Genomic DNA, 21907 nt, shown 5'->3' with positions numbered 1-21907 from the left:
CAACGCTTACGCGTTCCATTCTCCAACGAACTCAACTTCCAGTTCCAAATCTACGCCTTCCTTCTCTTTTACTGTTTTCTGCACAAGGTCGATCAAGGCGCGAATATCTTCCGCTTTCGTATTGTCATGATTGATAAAGAAATTTCCGTGCAACGGGCTGATCTCAGCGTTACCGATGCGAGTGCCTTTCAATCCCGCGGCTTCGATCAACCTGCCTGCATAATCACCGGGCGGATTTTTGAACATCGAACCCATGCTTGCGCCGGGAGGTTGAGTCGCTTTGCGGTGAGCGCTGAATTGTTGAATTTTAACAGTCACATCCTCTTTGGTTGAATTTTTTAACGCCAACTCAGCCGAAAGTACTATCGCTTTCAATTCACCGCGTTTCAGTATGCTGGTGCGGTAACCATACCCCATTTGTTCAACATTGAACGTTGCTTTTCCATTTTCAGTTAACAACTCAACAGAGATCAAGTCACCGGCCACATCACCGCCGAACGCACCGGCATTGCCATACACCGCACCACCGATCGTGCCGGGGACTGTCGCCGCCCATTCGAGTCCTGATAAGCCTTTGGACGCACAGCGATTGGCGAGGTTGCTAAAGATGACTCCCGATTCAGCCGTAACGGACGGCTGGTCGCCGGTATTAAATTTAACTCCCTTCGCCCGATTCAAAACCACAACGCCGCGCACACCTCTATCACTGATCAACATGTTTGAGCCGCCGCCTAACAAAGTGAACGGCATCTCCAATTTCCACAACAACTTCACGATACGTGCTAATTCTGCGGCAGTATCTGCTGTGAGCAAAATATCTGCCGGTCCGCCGATGCGCGCAGAAGTATAGGGTGCAAGGGAAACGTTCTCCTTCACCGCATCGCCAAGTTTGGCGTACAACACATCAATCGGGCGGACAGCAACTACCATATCGTCTTTACTTTTTTTCACTCAGTTTCTCGATCAACTTTTCAACTTTTTTCTCTTCCAACATCTTTTCTTCGTTAGCACTCTTTTCCTGCTGATTGGTTTTGCGCTTCTTCTTATCGAAGAAGGTCAGGATCATATCCAACGGGGGCAGAAAGTTGGTTTCAGGGTGGCGTGGTTTTGTTTTCTCATCATCAGGCATGGGACCCGATCACTTCCTGAAGCCTGAAAGAACTCAAGATGGAATCATCCTTCCAACTCGTGAACGGAAGCGGCTTGCTATATTCCGTTTTCATTTTCTCGATCAAATCCATGGCGCGCTGTTCGTCAGCAGAGCTCTGTGGAGGGCGGGCCGGGGATTCGCTTTCAGCGAGGAGCAATGCCATTCGTAACGGAAGCAGAGACGGGTGCGTGCGAAACGTGTTCTTATCCAACATTTTTGCCTACCTTTCCTCTAATCCTCTGACAACAGCTTCACTGACCTGATCTGCATCCCCGGCAGAAAGCACAAGGACAACGTCGCCGGGCTGAAGATTCTCGATCAGATAGTTCGCAACATCGGTCAATGTTTCAATGTAACGCGCAGAGAGGTGCGGCATAGAGCTGACGATCTCTGCTGAGGTAAATTCCTGTTTGGGTTCGCGTGCGGCATAGACTTCGGTAACAATGACTTCGTCCGCATCTTTGAACGAACGGGAAAATTCAAGGAAGAGGGTTTGCGTGCGCGAGTAGGTATGAGGCTGCCAAACAGCCCAAATGCGACGTCCAGGGTAACGGGCACGCGCACCGGCCAATGTGGCTTGTATCTCGGTGGGATGATGAGCGTAGTCATCAAAGACGCTGACACCTTTCACTTCGCCGCGCAATTGGAAGCGACGCCCGGTGCCAGTGAAGTTTGCCAACGCTTTGGCGGCACGTTCACGCGATAAGCCCAAGAGATCAATGATCGCCAGAACTGCCAACGCATTGCGAACATTGTGTTCTCCCGGCACTTGCAAAGAGACAAAGGTTGAGCCGGTGTCAGTGGAGTTGACGAGGTTGGAATGCACAAAGAAATCATAACCACCACGGTCGTTTGGTTTTACTTCGCGTGCCATCACCCAGAACGGGCTGTTGATGGTGACTTCCCGTTCGATGGCATAGGAGATCATGTTCTTGCCAGCCTTGCGCGCATGCGGAACCAGCGAAGCGGCGCCATGATCTTCAGCGCAAATGATCAGTGTCCCATCGGCGGGAAGTAAGTCTACAAATTTCTCGAATGTTTCGTACATCGACTCAAGTGTTGGGAAGAGATCGGGATGGTCGTGCTCAAGGCTGGTGACCACAGCTATCTGCGGCTTGAGGCCAAGGAACATGTAGTCATATTCATCTGCTTCGATCACGAACAGGTTGCCATTGCCTGCATGCGCATTGACACCGAGGTTATTCATCACGCCGCCAACGATGAAGGATGGAGAACGTCCCAATTCGGTCAATACCCAGGCGGCCATGGCGGTGGTTGTGGTCTTTCCATGTGTTCCAGCAATAGCGATGCCGGTCTTGTCTTCCATCAATTGGCCGAGGAAATCAGCGCGCTTGTACACAGGAATACCTGCGCTCTGTGCGGCCAATACCTCAGGGTTGTCATCTGGTATGGCAGACGATCTCACAACCCATTCCGCGTCCGCGATGTTACGCGGATGATGCCCAATATAGACTCGGGCACCAGCCTTGCGGACTTCATCAGCAAAGGGTGTCATCGCGCGGTCAGAGCCGCTGACATCGTATCCGCTCTCCAGCAGGAGGCGGGCGATGGCGGAAAGACCGCTTCCCCCAATGCCGATGAAATGGACGTGTGTCATGTTAGCTCTCAGCTTTTAGCAATTAGCTTTATTAGATATAAACGACTAGAACAAATACAAATGCCAGAATGATGGCGAAGTAGATACCGGGTTCTCCAAGGAGTTGAGGCGGCATGTATAACATCATCTGGTTAACTCTTTGTAGCAGATCTGGATCGGTCGGTTTGATGATGACCTTCTGAAAGGCATAATCTGCGATATGGACGTAGTACAAGATCGAGCCAGCTACGAGGTATCCATTCAATCCGCCAAGGAAGGCGCCGAAGAGCGTATCCTGTAAGCGTTCTCGCGCCGCACGCGAAGCCAGATGTGGAATACTGACAACCGTCTGATAACCGAAATACACTAACACCAACAAGATGATCGTCCGCACCCAGAAGAGGGATGCATCCGTCTCAGGGAGGTCACGGGCGAGCGGGATGTATTTGCGAAGGACATGATTGAGCGCCAAAGAAAGAACCACACTAAAAGCCACCAGCAATTCTTTCGCCCAACCGCGCATGGCGCCGATCACGGCGAAGAGAATGACATACATCCAAAAGACATACACAATGCTCATCATAGGTGTTACTCTCCTGCCAGGCCGATCAAGATGCTGGCAATCTTATCTGCGGCACGCGGGTGGGACATTTCAAACATGGCGGCGCGCATAGCCTGCAGTTTGTTCGGGTTTTCCATAAGAACATTCAAAGTATTCATCAATTCGTTACTCAAGACCTGGTCTTCCAAAATGATCGCGGCGCCTCGGTTGGTAAGGTGATCTGCATTCACTTTCTGATAGCGCCATGCATGCGGGTAAGGGACCAGGATGGCGGGCAGTGCAAATAACGGAAACTCTCCTAGAGTAGATGCGCCCGCTCGCGAGAGAACCAAATCGGCCGCCGCGAGAGCCGCTCCCATTTCATGCAGGTAGGGCATGGTATGGTAGCGGAAGGCTAAGTGCACCGGCAATTGTTCACGGTGATGTCTCACATAGGTCCAATCCAATTCACCGGTGATGTGGATGATTTCAAACTTCTCAAGCAGAGGGCGCAGGTTGTTCAACACAGCCATGTTGATCGAGCGCGCTCCCTTGCTTCCACCAAAAACCAATAGGATAGGCAGTTTGCCGGAGATATCGAGGTGGCGATGGGCCGTTTCGCGGTCCCAAACTGCCAGGTCCGAACGAAGCGGGTATCCCGTCTCAATAACTTTCTTTTTAAAGAACTTTTGCGATTGCCCGGTCGTGACCGCGATCGCATCGGAAAATCCTGCAAGTGATTTGAGCGCCATACCTGGCTCAATATCAGGGACGTACAAAAGGCTCGGAATGGAACGTCCTGCAACGGCCATCGGCGCCGCCACAAAACCGCCGGTAAAGAACAAAACGTCTGGCTGGAAATCATTCAAGATCTTGCGTGCCGCAAAAACGCCGCGCGTCAATTTGACGATGTTACGCGGCAAGGTGGCAAGACCTACACCATGCAGACCGGCGGCAGGAATGCTCTGGTAGGCAATGCCCTGGCGTTTGACCAGTGCTTCCTCCATGCCTCCTTCGCCGCCCACCCACAGTGTGTCCACATCCAGCACTTTAGACGTTAGCGCGCTGTGAACGGCGAGCGCGGGATACACTCCGCCTCCCGTTCCCCCGGCGCAAATCAATAACCGCACCGAAAGACCTCCATTCGTTATCTTCGAGCATGGTGTGTTCACTGCTCTGACGTGAAATGTTCAACATGATACCGATGGCGCAAAGAGTTGAAACCAAATTTGAGCCACCTGCACTGACGAACGGTAACGCGTTCCCTGCGAAAGGCATGAGACCAACCATAACCGACATGTTGATCAACGCTTCGATGCCGATCCAAAATGTCATACCGGAAGCGAGAAGTGTTCCAAGCATATCGGGGGCGCGGCGCGCGATCACAAGTCCGCGCCAGATGAGTGTGCCATATAAAACCAAAAGAATAAAAGAACCGAACAAACCAAGCTCTTCGGCTACAACAGCAAAGATGCTATCGGTGGGAGCAAAGGGTAAACCGGTCAACTTGGTATCAGCCTGACCCAACCCTACGCCAAAGACACCGCCTTTGATGATCGCCTCGAACGAGCGTTGGACATGATAAGAAGCGTTTGTCGGATTTTTCAGACCGGCAAGGAAGGTACCCACACGGTCTTGACCAGTCGCGCTGAACTGCACAACGATCCATCCCATGAAGAGCGCAAGCACCAACAGAAAAGCGATCTGTCGAATGTCAGCGCCAGCAAGGAAGAACAATAACCCACCAAGGATCAGCACTGTACCGGCCGCACTCAGATCTGGTTGCAAGTAGATCAAGCCGCCGATGATCCCAAGGATCACACCCAGAGGTATCAGGCCGAACGTCACATCATGTAAGAATTGCCGCTTGGCATACAGCCACACCGAAAGATAAATAACCGCCATCAACTTGGCAAGCTCAGAAGGTTGGTACGAGCCATGCACCAATGTACGTGAAGCACCCAGGCGAATCTCATTTACGATCAACACGGTCACCAATAAACCGATCGTGCCAAGCATGGCCACCAACACCATCCTGCGCCAGTGATGGTAATCGAACAAAGAAAGCAGGAGCGCAGCCAACACACCCATCCCAAGCCACAACAATTGGCGATTGAACATGTAGGTGGCAGAACCGTACTCATTGAATGAAAAATCAAACGAGGCAGAGTACAACATGATCAAGCCGAACACGAGCAACGCGATCACAACCAACAGCAACGGCATATCCACGCCGCGCCGCCAGTTGCGCGAAAACGAAAACGATACACGATCATTTACGAAAGTTCTTGCACCCATGTACTAAACCTTTCTCCGCGTTCTGCAAAATCCTTGAATTCATCGTAACTCGTGCCGCCCGGTGAAAGTAATACGACATCACCCGGCTCGGCCACTTCAGCGGCCTTGAGGACTGCCTCATGCAAACCACTCGCACGCTCGACAGAAAACCGCGTCTTACCGGACCCGAGGCCTACTACTGTTTTCTGGATCTTTTCTGCCGCATCACCAAACAGGACGATATGATCCACACGTTCATTCGCAAGCTGGATCAATTCTTCCCATGGAAGATCCTTATCGCGGCCACCGAGTAACAGCACGATCGGCTCATCGAACGAACGAACAGCCGCTATGCTGCGTTCGGGTGCAGTGGCAATCGAGTCGTTGTACCAGCGCACACCGTTCAACTCACGGACCAGCTCCAATCGGTGCGCCACTCCACGAAAACCTTCAACAGCTTCCAGCATGGCATCCAATGGGAAGCCAGCGGCACGACCAATGGCAAACGCCGCCAATGTGTTCAACACGTTGTGATCGCCACGCAACAATATCTTTTCACGAGAGATCAAAGGCAGATATGCACTTTTATCGCGCAAGTTCAACAAACCATCATGTAAATACGTACCGTTCAAACCTTCATGGAGTTCGTGCAAGCTAAACGTAAACAACTTGCCGTTCACTTTATCCTGCAAACTCCATGCGCCTTTATCATCATGGCCAAGAACGGCAACATCACTCTTCGATTGAAACTCAAGGATGCGCGCCTTTGCCACAGAGTACGCTTCCATCGTGCCATGACGGTCGAGGTGATTCGGCGTAATGTTCAAGATCGCGGCCACGTTCGGTGAGATAGTCATCTGCTCCAATTGGAAGGATGATAGCTCAAGGATTGCGACATCATCAACCTTCATACCATCTACATAATTGATAAGCGGATCACCAATATTGCCGCCGATATAAGCCTTATCGCCGTATGCATTCTTCGCCATTCGTCCAACGAGGGTTGTTGTTGTAGTCTTACCGGCAGAACCCGTGATGCCAATGGTTTTGCATGGGACCACTTCCATGAAGATCTGTGAGTCATTCGAGAGGGGAATGCCCCTCGAAACCGCTTCAGCCACAATGGGAAGTGTGAGCGGGACTCCTCCAGAAAGACAAAGCACATCGGTTGTGTCCAGCAACTCAAGCGGATGTCCACCAAGAACCCAGGTAATCTCAAACTCGGCTAATGATTCGCGAGCAACGCGTAATTCACCTGCGCTATGCATGTCGCTCAAGGTGACATGTGCGCCATGAACAGAAAGCCAGCGCGCCAGGGCAAGTCCCTGACGGGCGGCTCCGAGGATCAATACGCGTTTACCGGTCCAATCTTTCATCGTTTACACCAAAGCCAATCCAATACCGACCATTGCGGCAAGAAGGGCGATCAACCAGAAACGTTGCACGACCTGCGTTTCACTCCATCCAAGCAATTCAAAATGCAAATGGATGGGAGTCATCTTAAAGAAGCGTTTGCCTTTGGTCATTTTGAAATAGCTGATCTGAATGACAACGCTCAACGCTTCGCTCAAAGGGATGATGGCAATGACAAGCAAGAGGGGCCATTGACCGGTCATCAAGGCTACGACCGCCAGGGCCGCGCCTAAAGAAAGCGAACCGGTATCGCCCATGAAAAGTTCAGCGGGATGCACGTTGAACCACAGAAAACCGAACAACGCGCCAACTACTGTGAAGCAGAAACGTGCAAGGAAGACCTGTCCCTGCATGAGGGCAATGCCACCGAACGCGGCAAAGGCTGTAGCAGAGATCAAACCAGCCAGGCCATCCAAACCATCGGTGAAGTTGATCGCGTTGGATTCACTGACGATGATAAATGCCGCAATGGGCACATACCACCAACCTAATTCGATCTCATTTTTAATACCGGGCAGGATCATCTCCGGCGCATCGAGGTAGCGTTTCAACACATAGGCTGTGCCTAATGCCAACAGCACTTGTCCTATGAACTTGGCACGAGCTGTCATACCTTCGCCACGGCGTTTCCCGCGAATGCCTTCCCAATCGTCCAAGGCGCCGAGCACACCATAGGCAACCATTACGATCAACGGCACAAGCACTGAACTACCAATGGTGTCAAAACCAATAAATTTCGCGGCATTCAACAAACCTGTCAAAAGGACAACGGGGATAATGAACAATATGCCACCCATGGTTGGCGTGCCCATCTTCACGTTGTGATGACCGGGCTCATCCACACGGATGATCTTGCCGATACGAAAATATCGCAACACACGGAGAAACGGCGTACCCCAAATGACCGTCATGATAAAGGAGAACATGGCAAGCCCTAATACAAAGGCATTATTTTCGGTCATGAACGTACCTCCAACAGGCTGGTGATACGGTCCATGCGTAGACCGTGCGAACCTTTAATTAGGACAACATCTTTCGAAGTCAGATTATTCTTCAACCATTCCACAAGGGGCTCAAACTCCTTGAACTCCAGAATGGTTTTCTTCTTTCCGTTTCCACGGCGAGCGGCATCAGCAATGATGTGTGCGCGTTCGCCGAGGGTGAGTAGAACATCCACGATCTGCCCAGCACGCAGGCCAACCATTTCATGTCCGCCACGCTCATAGGGACCGAGTTCGAGCATATCGCCCAACACAGCCACCTTGCGACCATCCAATTCATCGAGCAAGTTCAACGCGGCCAACATGGATTCAGGCGAGGCGTTGTAAGTATCGTCGAGCAGTAATGCACCGGTCTCACTGCGAACGGCGGCGAGGCGTAATTGCGTGTGTCCCTGGCTCAAGCCTTCGATGATCTCCTGCCAGTTCATACCTTCGACCAAGCCCACAGCGGCGGCACGTAAAGCTGTATGCACGGAATGACGCCCGATCAACGGGATCTTCACGTGCAAAGTCTCACCTTGATAATGCATGCGGAAGCGGATACCTTCGAGGCCAAGTCCTTCTACACGATCAGCCCAAAGATGCGCTTCAGGAGATAAACCATAGAAGAAGACACGGGCCTTTGCCTTTTCTTCCATTTTGCGGACCCACGGATCATCGAAGTTGAGGATTGCCACGCCTTCCGGAGCCGGGGGCAACGCCTGAACCAATTCCGCTTTACCGCGTGCGATGGCTTCTTGTGACCCAGCGCGTTCCGCATGGACGGTGCCGACATTGGTCACGACACCTACTTGCGGTTGTGCAATATCACAAAGGAAGGCGATCTCGCCGGGGACGTAGAAGCCCATTTCCATCACAGCATGTTGATGACCATCGCCCAAGCGAGTCATCGTCAACGGCAGGCCGATCTCGTTGTTCAAGTTACCAGGGCTTTTGAGCGTGCGATACCGCGTGCTCAACACTTCGGCAACCATCTCTTTGGTGGTCGATTTGCCGACACTGCCGGTGATGCCGATCACACGCAGGTCCAGTTTGCGGCGCCAGAAACGTGCGATCTGTTGCAGGGCCGCTACGGTGTTATCCACACGCAAGCAGAGTGGAATGGAGAAATCAATTCCAGTGTAGAAGTCGGTTGAAGAAACGGTACGCAGGTCAAAGGTACGGAAAGAAGCGTCTACATCCCGCTGAGTTAAAGCAAAAGATGCCCCCCTCTTGAACGCTTCACCGATGTAGTTATGTCCATCCGCTTTTTCGCCGGGAATGGCGACAAAGAGCGAGCCGGGGATGGTCTGACGCGAATCGATCACCGCTTCGGTAATAACCGATGCGGCTTGCGGGCGAAACGTGGTAATGGCTTCGAGCGCGTCAGCAAGTGTAAGCATTAACGTGATCCGTATTGGTTGCGAACAACATCAGGAGGGATGTTGAGTGTGATAACGGTCTGTTCGGCAACTTCTGAAAAGACAGGGGCGGCGGTCTGTGAACTCCAGATGGATGTTTCCGGTTCCTGAAGCCAGACGTAGATCATGAATTTCGGGTCGTCTACAGGGCCCCAGCCAATGAAGGACACATTGGTGTGGTTGGGGTCGTAGCCATAATCAGTGGGGATTTGTGCGGTACCGGTTTTTCCAGCCACACGATACCCAGGCAGGAGTGCACCGGCCGATTCGCCTTCTACTGAAATAGCCATCATTTCACTGAGCGTTTGCGCGGTCTGTGCGCTGATGGGTGTGCCGGCATATTGCGATGGCACGTTGTATTGATGTCCGTCACGAAGCATGGCGTACAACACATGCGGCGTGACCATTTGTCCGTGGTTCGCTATGGAAGATGCGGACATGAGCATTTGAAGAGGAGTGACAGTAACACCCTGACCAAATGCATTCGTACCGAGGTCAACAGGATACCAATCCGAATCGCCCGGGATCTTGAGTCTGCCCATCGCTTCGCCGGAGAGATCAATGCCGGTTGGGTGACCGAGGCCAAAGTGTTCCATGTACGAGTAGAAGTTCTGCGAGCCCATCTCTGTGGCGATCCACGCGAGACAGACATTCAAGGAATGTCGCAAACAACCGATCATGTCTTGCTGGCCCCAAGGTTGGCGGTCCCAGTTTTGGATGGTGATACCGCCCACATCAATGGAGCCGGTATCAATGTATGTAGTATCGGGCTTGACGGTATTGGTATCGAGCGCGGCGGCCATGGTTAGGATCTTGACTACAGAACCCGCTTCGTAAGCCATACCGATGGAACGGTTGTATTGACTGCCGTTGTCATAAATATCGAAATATGCGGAGTAGTTATTCAAGTCCATGCGCGGGGTGGCGGCCATGGCAAGGATCTCGCCGGTCTTGGGGTCCATAACGATGATGGTGCCGTTCTTCGCACCATATTGTGTGAGTGACTGATCGAGAATACCCTCGACCTTGGCTTGCAGGTCGCGGTTGATCGTCAACACGAGCGTTGTACCATTGGGAACTTTGGGGATCTCAGTTGCCTTATTGGGGTCACGCGGCACCCATACTTGCACAGGGTTACCAGCCAACAAGTCATTGTATTTTTCTTCGATGCCGAAATAGCCACGTCCATCGCGGGTGACGAAGCCAAGTACATTCGAGGCGAGGTTTGTTTCGGGGTAACTGCGCTGGTAATGCGGTTTGAAAGCCAAACCGTTCAGACGCTTATCGTCTGTATCTTTTAGTTGTTTGAGAACTTGTTGCAACACAGCGACAGTATCTGCATCCACATAATCTTTGATGACAACATATGTCCAGGTCTTGGGGGAATTGACCAACTTCTCGCGGACCTCGCCTTGAGTCATGTTCAGATAGGTACCAAGAACATAAGCCAAAGCGTCTACGTCTTTCATTTCGGTCAAGCTTACGCCCACTTCATAAACTGTGCGATTACCGGCCAACAGGTGACCATTGCGATCATAGATCTCACCGCGTTCCGGGTAGTACATACGGAATTCTCCCGCATACATATCGCCTTGCGAGAGAAAGATCTTGGCTTGTTCGCTATTTTGAATACGAACCATTTGTACAAGCACAGCCAGACCTACAAAGGCCAGGCTGACTGCTAACAGAAGAGAACGAATGGCGTATTGTTGTCTCATTGTTTGATGCCTCCAGATTGGATGCGATCATCAAACCATTCGAGCAGGGATTGTGAATATTCTTCGGGGAGAGTGTAGGAACGGAAGATTGTATCGTCGGCCGCAAGCAAGAGGGGCGGTTCTGGAGCCACATAGCCGGGCACAAAGATGTAATCTAATTCGCCGGGCTTGACGGGGCGATACCCCAGTTCAAGTGCGCGTTTTTGCATCACAGCAGAGGAAGTGAGATTGGCAAGTTCAGTTTCAAGGTCGGCGTTGGAGCGTTGCACGGCGGTGATCTGTACCTGTAATTCCTGTATCTCGCGCCCAGCCAACGCAGTGCGAGCAGAAAGGTCAAGGTACAAGGCGGCCACCAAGGCCAGCACGATCACTGCAAGCAGGAACGCACCAACATACTGACGTTGTACACGCCAGGGAGCTTGTTTATAAGCATGGATAATTTGAATTGCTTGTCCTTGCATAACGACCTTTATATTTGGGCGAATTGGTCGGTGGGCGGGAATACCCCGCCCTTACTATATTTTTTCGGCAATGCGTAATTTTGCACTGCGCGCTCTCGGATTGTCTTTTGTTTCTTCTTCCGAGGGCAAAATCGGTTTTCGATTTACCTCTTTCAATATCGCGTTACGTTCTTCTTCATATATCTGTTCGTACGGCGGATTGACCAGATCCTTGCTTTGACTGCGGAAGAACTCTTTTACAATCCGATCCTCCAGTGAGTGGAAGGAGATCACTGCGAGTCTTCCACCGGACCTGAGTCCTGCTACTGCTTGCGGAAGCACTGACTCTATCGAAGACAGTTCTTCGTTCACCGCGATACGTAGTGCCTGAAACGTTTTCGTCGCGGGGTGAACGCGATCTCCTCGTCGGGGAGATACGGCTTCTATCGCTGCGACCAGTTCACGGGTCGTGTGAAGCGGTCTTTTGTTGACGATGGCTCGCGCTATTTTGCGTGAGTCGCGATCTTCGCCGTATTCGTAGATCAAGTCAGCCAGTTCCCGTTCTGAATAACTGTTCACGATATCGGCGGCAGTCTGTGTGGCGTGAGGTCCAAAGCGCATGTCGAGCGGAGCATCATACATGAACGAGAAGCCGCGTTCGGCTGTATCGAACTGCATTGACGAAGCACCAAGGTCGAGGACAATTCCATCCACGGAATCCCATCCGAGGCTCTTCAGTTGGGTGGATAGAGTCGTGTAGGAGGCTTGCGCCAGATGAGCACGATGTTCGCAAGGAGCCAAGGTCTCACGAGCGATCGCTAACGCCTGCGGGTCTACATCGAGACCCAGCAATTGTCCATCTGGCGCAGATGCCTCCAAAATGCCGCGAGCGTGTCCACCCGCGCCTAATGTTCCATCGACATAGCGCCCACCTTTTTGGGGTTGCAACGCGTGTATAATCTCTTTGTAAAGTACAGGTTGGTGCGGTGAGTCATTCATAACGGCGACCAGGGGTCGTCATTATGACGACGAAGTGTTCTTCGAAAGATCAAGTGTGGAGAAGCGTTGTTCGTTGGCTTCGACATCGTGCAGGTTGTCCATCTGGACCTTCCACTCTGCAGGTGTCCACACTTCGAAGTAATCGCCCTGCCCCGCCACCGTGAGTTCTCCGCTGGTGATGCCGAGGAATTCACGTAAATTTTGCGGAACAAGGATGCGCCCGACTTTATCCACTTCTACAGGATAAGCATTCGAAAGAATGAGGCGGCGCAACATACGAGCGGTAGGATCAGCAAGGTTCATGTTGTTGATGCGTTCGTAAACTTGTGCGAAGTACGCATCGGTCATCACCATCAGACATTTGTCAAAGCCTTGTGTGATGAAGGCGCCAGCCGCCAGCAAATCACGATAGCGCGCCGGAACCATCAGGCGACCTTTATCATCGAGATTGTGCTGGAACTGACCTAAGAACATTTGTGCTACTTGTCCTTTTAAGTGATGAACGCCGGTCCTCCGGCGTCCTACCATTGCTTACCACTTTCTACCACTTTTTCCCATATTATACGCTCTTCGAGGGAAAAATCAAGTGGCTGTAACTATTTCGCAAGCTCCCTCTAATGTCCTATATGGATATGGAAGCGGATCAACGGATTTGGATAAGCAAACTCTGTAATCGATTCATGGACGGAAACGGATTTTATGAACTCTCCCTCATTTACTTTTCTCGAAGCCACCAACTGGAAAGACTATGCCCTACTCGATAGTGGCGATGGCCTGAAGCTTGAACGCTTTGGCAAATATGTTTTTGCGCGCCCCGAGTCACAAGCGATGTGGAAACGGTCACTCACTTCCGAGTGGAAGAATGCCGACGCGGTCTTCATCCCCTCTGGCGAGGAAAGCGGCGGACATTGGGATCTCAAAAAGAAGGTAGATGAGAGGTGGGAGATGAAATATGGAGACTTGCGCTTCTGGACAATGACTACCCCTGGCCGTCATTTAGGTGTGTTCCCTGAAGTCGCCGCGCATTGGGATTGGTTCAGCGGGTTGATTGCAAATGCAAAGCGTGAAGTTAACGTTTTAAACTTATTTGGATATACAGGACTCGCCTCTTTAGCCGCCGCATCGGCTGGAGCGAAAGTGGCTCACGTAGACGCTTCAAAGAAATCCGTTGGTTGGGCACGTGAGAACCAAGCCTTATCCAAGCTGACAGACGCCCCCATCCGCTGGATCGTGGACGACGCGTTGAAATTTGTCCAGCGCGAGGCAAGACGCGGAACAAAATACGATGGCATCATCCTTGACCCACCCAAATTCGGGCGCGGACCGAAAGGCGAAGTGTGGGAAGTATACAAGTCCCTGCCGACATTGCTCGAAGCATGCCGCGAATGTTTGAGCGATAAACCGTTGTTCGTTGTCAACACAGTGTACGCAGTACGCGCATCAGCGGTCCACGTGGCACAAGCCATGGACGATATGATGAAAGGCTTTGGGGGAAAGGTGGATATGGGAGAACTGGTCACGCGCGAGCAAAGTGCGGGGCGGCTGTTGTCACAAGCGGTGTATGCACGGTGGGAAAAATAAACTAGCCTACGTAATAAAGCAAAACCACCTGTTCGTTACATTGAACAGGTGGTTTTTTGATTTGAGCGTTAGAAAACTATTTTTCTATCTCAGTAATTGTAAACTCCCAAGGCCCGGCAACTTCCCCTTTTGCAATATCGGCCAGCAATTTACTCACTTTGTCCTTTGCTATAGATTTATCGTTATCAACCAGTTCAACAGAAATGTTCCCGTCACCAACTTCTTCACATTTCGCTTTTATTTCATAAGCGTTAGCCTTTTGGTTGGTCGAGAGTCTTTGTTCGAACTCTTCACAGGGAGAATACATTTCCCTACCAGGGGCATAAAACTGGATGATGGAAAACATCAATGGGGTTGTAATTGCACTCACGTCTTCTACAAGATAACGTATCAAAGCGCAACGTATTCCTGTATTTTTTCCATCAGCGATTTTCTCATCGGGCAAAAATTCAATTTCATCGGGGTAAACCTCGCTACTGGCAAAAAAGAGATGGCCAGGCAGTGGCCGCCATTCGCCATTATCAGGAGCGGTATAACAAATACCAACTTCAAGTCCAGTGCTTATGCGCTTAACTGATGTGATTTCCACTGCAATGTCGCTTACTGTTTGATACAGTGCAGTTTTTTCCTCAATAGGCTGAGGCACCTGAATAGTTTGAGTCGGATTTGGCAAAGACTGATCGACAGCAGAACTCCTTGTTATGCTCGACGGCACTGACTGTGAAGTACAAGAACTGTTGGCTAAGAAAACCAACACAAATATAATGAAAATGAATTTAATGTTTTTGTTTTGCATATGATCTCCTTATTTACAAAATCATTTTATATTCCACCTACAGCTTATCGCTCAACATTTAACCTATGACTCTCCAACTCCTTCAATAGTTCCAGCGGTCATCCCGCCGTTTGCACGGTTCAAAATACGAGAAGTCGCTTCATTAATGCTCCCTAACCTTTTCCTAGACAAATCCATTTGGGCATGGGAGAATTCGCCATCCATATAATTTGTAACAAGGAGTTTGTTTCATGACTGAAGAGAAGAAAAGCAAACGTCAGGAACGACGTGAAAAGATCAAACAACAGGAACAACGAAGCCGCCTGATCACCATGGGCCTGCTAGTAGTGGGGGCCGCACTGGTGGTCCTCGCATTCATTTATCCAACCCTGAATCCGCCCACAATCATCACCCCCGAACCGCGCACGGCCGCCCTCCCCAACCCAGATGGGTTGAGTCTCGGTGACGCCAATGCCCCAGCAGTTATTGATGTCTTCGAGGACTTCCAGTGCCCCGCCTGCCAGTACTTTAGTGAAAGCGTAGAGCCCCAGATCATCCAATACCTGGTTGAGACCGGCAAGGCGCGTTTGGTATTCCACAACTATCCCTTCATTGATGGCGACGGCGCCTCCAACGGCGGCGAATCAGATCAGGCCGCCAATGCATCCATGTGCGCCAATGAGCAGGACAAATTCTGGGATATGCAGGCCATCATCTACAAGAACTGGAACGGCGAAAATAAAGGTAATTTGAGCGACGCCAAGCTAAAAGCCATGGCTAAAACCATCGGCTTGGACACTAACGCCTTCGACTCCTGCTTCGACGACAACAAATACAAAAAAGAGATCCAAGCCGATTTCGAACTCGGGCAAACAATGGGAGTCAGCGGTACACCCAGCGTGTTCGTGAACGGCCAAAAGGTTGGCGAAGCCGGTAAGATCGCAACCTTCCAGGAAATTGCAGTAGCAGTTGACCTGATCGTAAATACCCCCAAGTAATTCAATAAAAAAGGACACGGCAAACGTGTCCTTTTTTGATTCCTGTATAACACGAGTACTCCAATAGCTTACATACAGTTTTATCTTGTTTGAGTACGAGTGTATAATGAATCGGAGTTGATCTCATTTTTCCCTATCGAGAACATATGACAAAATTCCGCTTCTCCCTCACCCTAAATTGTCTTCTCCTCATCAGCCTGATCCTCAGCTCATGCAGTGGCATTCCTAATATTCGCAATCTCATAGCGCAACCCACAGCGACAGTTCCTTCTGCAACAGTTGCTACAACAGGACAGGCCGCCGCACCAGCACTGGTGGAAACAGACCCTGTACAGAACACTGTCATCGGACATCAAGTTCCGATCACGTTCTACTTTAATCAGGCAATGAACAAAACCACAGTCGAAGCGGCCATCAGCGGATTGCCCGCAGGGACATTCACGTGGAACGATGAAGCGACCCTCGTCTTCACCCCCGCACAACCTTACATCCCCAACACAAAGATCAATATCGAGATCGCGAACACCATCCAATCTGCCAGCGGATTTGGCATTACGGAACCCATTCAACTTTCTTACACGGTTGCAGATTATTTGCGCGCAGTCAACCAGTTGCCCAAACCAAACACCACCGATGCAGATGTAGACGCGGCCATTGCCGTCTCTTTCAATCAACCTGTCGTGCCGCTTGGCGCAGACCCCGCTTCTTTATCAGCTCCTTTTGTTGTTCAGCCAGAGATCGAAGGCAAAGGGGAATGGATCAGCACTAGCACGTATGTCTTTTATCCGAAACCATCCATGTTGGGCGGCACAGAATACACTGTCAGCGTGAATCAAGATATTAAGACTGCATCAGGCGTCGGGTTGGATGGAAGCGTGATCAATGCATGGAAGTTCCTCACGACAAGACCGCGAGTCGTCGAGGTGAGTCCATCTCCCGAAGGATTCATGGCACCGGACGCCGAGGTCAAACTTACGTTTAATCAGCCCATGGACAAACAGAGCGTTCAACTGAGCTTTCTGTTGAATGGACCGGAAGGCCCGGCCAATGGAAAGTATGCGTGGAACGACGAAGGCACCGAGTTGACATTCAAGCCCGACAGCAATTTGACGCGCGGATTTGGATATACCTTGAACGTAGGCAAGGCCGCGAAATCAAAAGGAGGCATGACACTCGGCACTGACTATGGGACCGTGTTGAATGTGTTTGCCGATTTTGCAGTGAGTTCCTCTGATACGAATTATGGCGGTACGACTTTCATATTCAATGCACCGCTGGCAAAAGGCGATTACAAAAACCTTGTAACCGTTTCTCCACCAGTCGAGAACTTTGATGTGAATGTTGATGTGGAGAACAAAAGCCTGTATCTATACGGCAACTTCATCCCCGATACCGATTATTCGATCGAGCTATCGGCCACGATCGGCGACCAGTGGGGACAATTGTTGAACACGCCATTCAAGCTGGATGTTCACACACCGGCTTTGCCCGCTTCCATTTCCCTGAAATCATTCGGATACTCCACCGCATTTGTGCGACCCGATGAACCGGCGTTGTATGCGACAGCGATCAATGTGCAGAACACGGATATAACCGTTGCGCCTTTATCGTTGCAGGATTTCTTCACGCTTCAAAATTCATACGACTTGCAACAATCGTACACACCGGCTGAACCTTCCACCTACTCACAAGTGTTGGAGACATCACCAGAGCAAAACAACGCGGTGAAATTGGCGCTCACACAAGCCAACACACAACTTCTGCCCGGCATGTATTATGTGAGCATCGCTTCGCCGCAAATCCAATCGAAGACCGTTTATTTCGCGGCTTCGAGTCAGGTCAACCTCACATTCAAACTGGGTGCCACCGATGCACTCGTGTGGGCCATGGACCTTTCCTCGCAGACTCCGGTAGCTAATACACCGGTCTATCTCTATGATGAAGCAGGTAACACTCTTGCTTCCGGCTCCACCGATGCGAACGGTATTTGGCGCGGACCGGCCATCAAAAGCGAAGGGACAGTCTTCGCCGCGCTTGGTACCCCCGGCACAGAGAATTTCGCACTGGCCTTCAGCAATTGGAACACAGGGGTCAATGCCTGGGATTTCGGATACGCACAAAACACACAGGCTCCGCATACCCAGATCTATATGTATACTGACCGTCCCATCTATCGCCCCGGTCAAACTGTGTACTATCGTGGAATCGTGCGCCAGGCCTTCAATGGGCGATATGAACTTCCCAACGTCAAGAATGTGCCCATCGTTTTGAACGATGCACAAGGTACACAACTCACCAACATCAACACCGACCTTTCGCCCTACGGCTCATTCAACGGTCAGATCGAACTCTCGCAAGATGCCGTGCCGGGTTACTACACCTTCACCAATGAAGGTCTCAATTTCTTCCTCTCCTTTCAGGTGGCTGAGTATCGTAAACCTGAGATCAACCTCGGCCTCGAGCTTCCCATCACAGAGATCAAACAAGGTGCGACATCGCAGGCGAACGTCAATGCGCGATACTTTTTCGATGCCCCGGCTGGAAACACGGATGTCAAATGGTCACTCTATGAAAAGCCCGATCATTTCTACCTGCCTGAGTATGAAACCGGCTTGATCGATGCCAGCTGGCTGGATATGTATCGTCTTCCCTCTGATTTTGACTCCCGCTACTTTGGGTCTCTTATCAACGAAGGCACGGGTCAAACGACCCCGAGCGGGACTCTGTCCATCAACCTACCAGCCATCCCTGAAACGGATTCGCCTAAACGTCTCACCCTCGAGGTGACCGCCACCGAAGACTCCGGCTTGCCCGTCAGCACCCGCAAGGAATTGTTCGTTCATCCAGCAGATTTTTACATCGGTTTGCACCCCGATCAATGGTTTGGCCCGGCCAAATCGGAACTTGGGTTTGAAGTCTACACTGTGGATTGGGAACGGAATCCTTCCAGTGGAAAACTACTCACCGCTGAATTCAAACAAGTGCGTTGGGATAGAGAAACCGACACGTATGGAAATCCCCAATTCACGCCGGTGTACACATCCGTTAGCAGTAGCAACCTCGCTACTGGACCAGACGGCAAAGCACGGCTTTCATTTGTTCCACCGACTGCTGGAACGTACATGCTCGATGTCTCAGGCGATGGTGCACACTCACAAGTCTTGGTCTGGGTTGGGGGCGCTGGCACAGCCGCATGGCCCGACCTCCCCAACCAGAGACTGCAACTGACAGCCGACAAAGAATCCTATCTGGCAGGTGATACCGCCAAGGTCTTCATCCCGAATCCATTCGCTACAAAATCATACGCGCTCGTCACTGTGGAACGTGGCTTGATCTCAAAAGCGGACATGATCACACTCAACGGAAGCGGCAGTGAATATACATTACCGCTGACAGAAGATGATGCGCCAAATGTATACGTCAGCGTGACAGTTTTGGGACAAGGCAATAACTTCCGCCAGGGATTTGTCAACTTGCCCGTTGCGCCAGATGCACAGAACCTGAAAGTACAAGTCATTTCAAATCCGGCGCAAGCTGGGCCGCGCGATCAAGTCACATTCGATGTGTTGGTCACAGACAACAAGGCACAACCAGTACAAGGAGAGTTCTCTCTCTCAGTGGTTGACCTTGCCACGCTCGCACTCGCAGACCCGAATGCAGAAGATATTTTGCCTGCGTTCTATCACAACCAACCACTCGGCATTGAAACCGGCATCTCCCTCGCGGCCTACGGTGGACGTGATGCTTTGGAACCCGGCGGTCTCGGTGGTGGGGGCGGCGAGGACACACCGTTCGTGCGTGAAGATTTCCCCGACACAGCATATTGGAATCCTTCGCTCATCACCACCCCCGAAGGGCGCGGACAAGTCACGATGACTCTGCCTGATTCATTGACCACATGGCATGTAGATGTGCGCGGCACAACAATGGACACGAAAGTCGGGCAGGCTGAAACACAGATCGTTTCGACTAAACCTTTGTTGATCCGCCCGGTTACGCCGAGATTCTTGGTAAGCGGTGACCATGTGTTAATGGCGGCTTTGGTCAACAACAACACGGCCGATAAATTAAATGTAACAGTCAATATTCAAAGTGATGGCTTCGTTCTCGATAGTCCCGAATCAGCCACGCGCAGTTTTGAAGTTTCACCCAACTCACAGGCCCGCGTGGAATGGTGGGGCACGGCGTCTCTGGCTCAATCTGCAGACATGGTCTTTTCGGTGAAGACAAACGGAAGTCCATCGTTACAAGATTCTGCACGCCCTGTTTGGGGCAAGTTGCCGATCTTGCAATACAGTGCTCCGCAGGCATTCGTCACAGGCGGGGTATTGCGTGGCGCATCTTCACAACAAGAAGTGATCTCACTTCCGCGCACATTCACGCCCGGCCCTGGTAGCGGCTTGGATGTAGAGTTAAGCCCTTCGTTGGCTGGCAGTTTACTCTCCGCGTTGGAGGCGATGGAAGTCCCGCCTTATTCGATCAGCGCTGAGGCAAGTCTCTCGTATTTGCTCCCCAATATCGAAGTCCATCGCGCATTGAACAATGCCGGTTTAAGCGACCCTGCGCTCTCGGAACGGATCGAAAAAAATCTAAACGCAAGTGTGAGCCGCTTGCTATTTTTACAGAACCCAGATGGCGGCTGGAGTTGGTGGGGACAGAGCGTCGGTGAAAACGGTGCGACCAGCGACCCCTATATTTCAGCCTATGTTCTGTTTGGTCTACTGCGCGCACAACAGGTTGGTTCGATCATCAATCAAAGCGTATTAGATCGTGCAACCGGGTTCCTGCATCAATCACAAAAACAGATTACAGCAAAAACTACAGGTGCAGAGCTCGATGATGCGGCATTCATACAATATGTATTGAAGTTAGCCAACAGCACCGATCAAACCGCGATCGATTCACTCTACGGCGCGCGTGACCGCATGAGCCCAACGGGACTTGCATGGGTTGCTTGTGTTCTCAATTCGCTCAACCCTGCTGACCCGCACGTCAAAGAACTTGTCAGCAAACTTGAAACAAGCGCCATACGTACAGCATCTAGCGCACATTGGGAAACGCCGACACAAAACATCATCTCGCGCGGGTCGCCCATTTACACAACATCCATCGTTGTATATGTGCTCGCACAGATCGACTCAGCCAATACGGTCATGTTCGATGCTGTCCGTTATCTTGCCGCGCATCGCAATGCCAGCAAGCTATGGAATATCGGCCACGAGAACGCCTGGGCCATGGTTGCACTCAATGAAGCCATGGTAGGGCTTGGCGATCTACGCGCCGATTTCAAATTCAATGCCGCGCTCAACGGAAGTCCGCTCACGGGTGGCGATGTAAATGGCATTCAACTCGCGCCCCTCAAGGCAAATGTTCCGCTGGAATTCCTTTCACCCAATTCACCCAACCTGCTCACCATCCAACGCGAAGATGGGCTTGGCCGCCTCTATTACAACGCAGTCTTGAAGGTCAATCGTCCCGTGCAGGATGTCAAGCCTTTGGACATGGGTATGGGTATCGAACGCACTTACTGCCTCACTAAACAAAAGACCTGCTCGCCTCTTTCCTCCCTGAAGCTTGCTTCTGATCAATTCGTCACCGCCCAGCTGACGTTGAATCTGCCTCATGACTCGTACTACGTCATGGTCGAGGACCACATCCCTGCAGGTATGGAAATTTTGGATAACAGCCTCAAGACCAGTCAACTCGGCGTTGACTCAACCGATGTACAAGCCCAGTTTGACGATACGAGTCCCTTTGCAGATGGATGGGGCTGGTGGCTGTTCAACCAACCGCAAATCCATGATGAAGGCATCCTCTTCACTGCCGATCATCTCCCCGCCGGAACCTACGTGCTGACGTACACTCTCATCCCTGTGCAAGCCGGGGAATTCCGCGTGCTCCCTGCACACGCCTGGCAATCCTTCTTCCCCGAAGTACAAGGGACAAGTGCAGGCACGGTCTTCGAGATCAAGCCGTAATACGGATATAAAATTTTAGTCAGCAAATATTATCTCTGT

The 21907-nt window shown here is 51.3% G+C and carries 18 protein-coding genes; 3 read left to right on the top strand and 15 right to left on the bottom strand.

Annotation, left to right across the window (positions count from 1 at the left end):
• Positions 1 to 6 precede the first annotated feature (6 nt).
• Genes murB through mraZ form a run of 14 tightly spaced genes read right to left on the bottom strand, consistent with a single transcriptional unit; the run spans position 7 to position 13010 of the window.
• Entirely contained in the window at positions 7 to 951 is a 945-nt protein-coding gene (murB, locus tag IPP66_06315) for a UDP-N-acetylmuramate dehydrogenase (protein MBK9924892.1), read from the bottom strand.
• Positions 938 to 1129: a hypothetical protein gene (locus IPP66_06310; GenBank protein MBK9924891.1), complete on the bottom strand. Its 192-nt coding sequence runs from the start codon at positions 1127 to 1129 to the stop codon at positions 938 to 940. The genes murB and IPP66_06310 overlap by 14 nt, the downstream gene beginning before the upstream one ends.
• The gene (locus IPP66_06305; GenBank protein MBK9924890.1) at positions 1122 to 1364 is read right to left on the bottom strand and encodes a hypothetical protein; all 243 of its coding nucleotides are present in this window, start codon (positions 1362 to 1364) and stop codon (positions 1122 to 1124) included. Before IPP66_06305 ends, IPP66_06310 begins: the two co-directional genes overlap by 8 nt.
• 6 nt (positions 1365 to 1370) lie before the next feature.
• A complete protein-coding gene (murC, locus tag IPP66_06300) occupies positions 1371 to 2768 on the bottom strand; it encodes a UDP-N-acetylmuramate--L-alanine ligase (GenBank protein MBK9924889.1) in 1398 nt (465 codons plus the stop codon).
• 31 nt (positions 2769 to 2799) lie between these two features.
• Positions 2800 to 3330: a CvpA family protein gene (locus IPP66_06295; GenBank protein MBK9924888.1), complete on the bottom strand. Its 531-nt coding sequence runs from the start codon at positions 3328 to 3330 to the stop codon at positions 2800 to 2802.
• 5 nt (positions 3331 to 3335) lie between these two features.
• A complete protein-coding gene (locus tag IPP66_06290) occupies positions 3336 to 4379 on the bottom strand; it encodes a glycosyltransferase (GenBank protein ID MBK9924887.1) in 1044 nt (347 codons plus the stop codon).
• Complete coding sequence (locus IPP66_06285) at positions 4339 to 5586, bottom strand: cell division protein FtsW (GenBank protein ID MBK9924886.1); 1248 nt, start codon at positions 5584 to 5586, stop codon at positions 4339 to 4341. The genes IPP66_06290 and IPP66_06285 overlap by 41 nt, the downstream gene beginning before the upstream one ends.
• Entirely contained in the window at positions 5565 to 6941 is a 1377-nt protein-coding gene (gene murD, locus IPP66_06280) for a UDP-N-acetylmuramoyl-L-alanine--D-glutamate ligase (GenBank protein MBK9924885.1), read from the bottom strand. The genes IPP66_06285 and murD overlap by 22 nt, the downstream gene beginning before the upstream one ends.
• 3 nt (positions 6942 to 6944) lie before the next feature.
• On the bottom strand, positions 6945 to 7940 hold the full coding sequence (locus tag IPP66_06275) for a phospho-N-acetylmuramoyl-pentapeptide-transferase (protein MBK9924884.1): 996 nt from the start codon (positions 7938 to 7940) through the stop codon (positions 6945 to 6947).
• Positions 7937 to 9361: a UDP-N-acetylmuramoyl-tripeptide--D-alanyl-D-alanine ligase gene (gene murF, locus IPP66_06270; GenBank protein MBK9924883.1), complete on the bottom strand. Its 1425-nt coding sequence runs from the start codon at positions 9359 to 9361 to the stop codon at positions 7937 to 7939. Before murF ends, IPP66_06275 begins: the two co-directional genes overlap by 4 nt.
• A complete protein-coding gene (locus IPP66_06265) occupies positions 9361 to 11097 on the bottom strand; it encodes a penicillin-binding protein 2 (protein MBK9924882.1) in 1737 nt (578 codons plus the stop codon). The genes murF and IPP66_06265 overlap by 1 nt, the downstream gene beginning before the upstream one ends.
• A complete protein-coding gene (locus IPP66_06260) occupies positions 11094 to 11558 on the bottom strand; it encodes a hypothetical protein (GenBank protein MBK9924881.1) in 465 nt (154 codons plus the stop codon). Before IPP66_06260 ends, IPP66_06265 begins: the two co-directional genes overlap by 4 nt.
• 54 nt (positions 11559 to 11612) lie before the next feature.
• Complete coding sequence (rsmH, locus tag IPP66_06255) at positions 11613 to 12536, bottom strand: 16S rRNA (cytosine(1402)-N(4))-methyltransferase RsmH (GenBank protein MBK9924880.1); 924 nt, start codon at positions 12534 to 12536, stop codon at positions 11613 to 11615.
• A 21-nt stretch (positions 12537 to 12557) separates the two neighbouring features.
• Positions 12558 to 13010 carry a division/cell wall cluster transcriptional repressor MraZ gene (mraZ, locus tag IPP66_06250; protein MBK9924879.1) on the bottom strand — a complete coding sequence of 151 codons (453 nt, stop codon included), beginning with the start codon at positions 13008 to 13010 and terminating at the stop codon, positions 12558 to 12560.
• Positions 13011 to 13235: 225 nt separating this feature from the next.
• Here mraZ and IPP66_06245 point away from each other — a divergent pair, with 225 nt between their 5' ends.
• Complete coding sequence (locus IPP66_06245; GenBank protein MBK9924878.1) at positions 13236 to 14117, top strand: class I SAM-dependent methyltransferase; 882 nt, start codon at positions 13236 to 13238, stop codon at positions 14115 to 14117.
• 76 nt (positions 14118 to 14193) lie between these two features.
• On the opposite strand, the gene IPP66_06240 is transcribed toward IPP66_06245, so the two are convergent.
• A complete protein-coding gene (locus tag IPP66_06240; protein MBK9924877.1) occupies positions 14194 to 14913 on the bottom strand; it encodes a hypothetical protein in 720 nt (239 codons plus the stop codon).
• 230 nt (positions 14914 to 15143) lie between these two features.
• On the opposite strand from IPP66_06240, the gene IPP66_06235 reads away from it, so the two are divergent.
• Positions 15144 to 15890, top strand: a complete 747-nt coding sequence (locus IPP66_06235; protein ID MBK9924876.1) for a DsbA family protein — start codon at positions 15144 to 15146, stop codon at positions 15888 to 15890.
• Between the two features lie 146 nt (positions 15891 to 16036).
• Entirely contained in the window at positions 16037 to 21868 is a 5832-nt protein-coding gene (locus IPP66_06230; GenBank protein ID MBK9924875.1) for an Ig-like domain-containing protein, read from the top strand.
• The last annotated feature ends 39 nt before the right edge of the window (positions 21869 to 21907 follow it).

It is taken from the genome of Candidatus Defluviilinea proxima (assembly GCA_016721115.1).
Classification (GTDB): domain Bacteria; phylum Chloroflexota; class Anaerolineae; order Anaerolineales; family Villigracilaceae; genus Defluviilinea; species Defluviilinea proxima.
The sequence above is the reverse complement of the archived record's forward strand: the minus strand, read 5'-3'. Positions and strand labels throughout refer to the sequence as shown.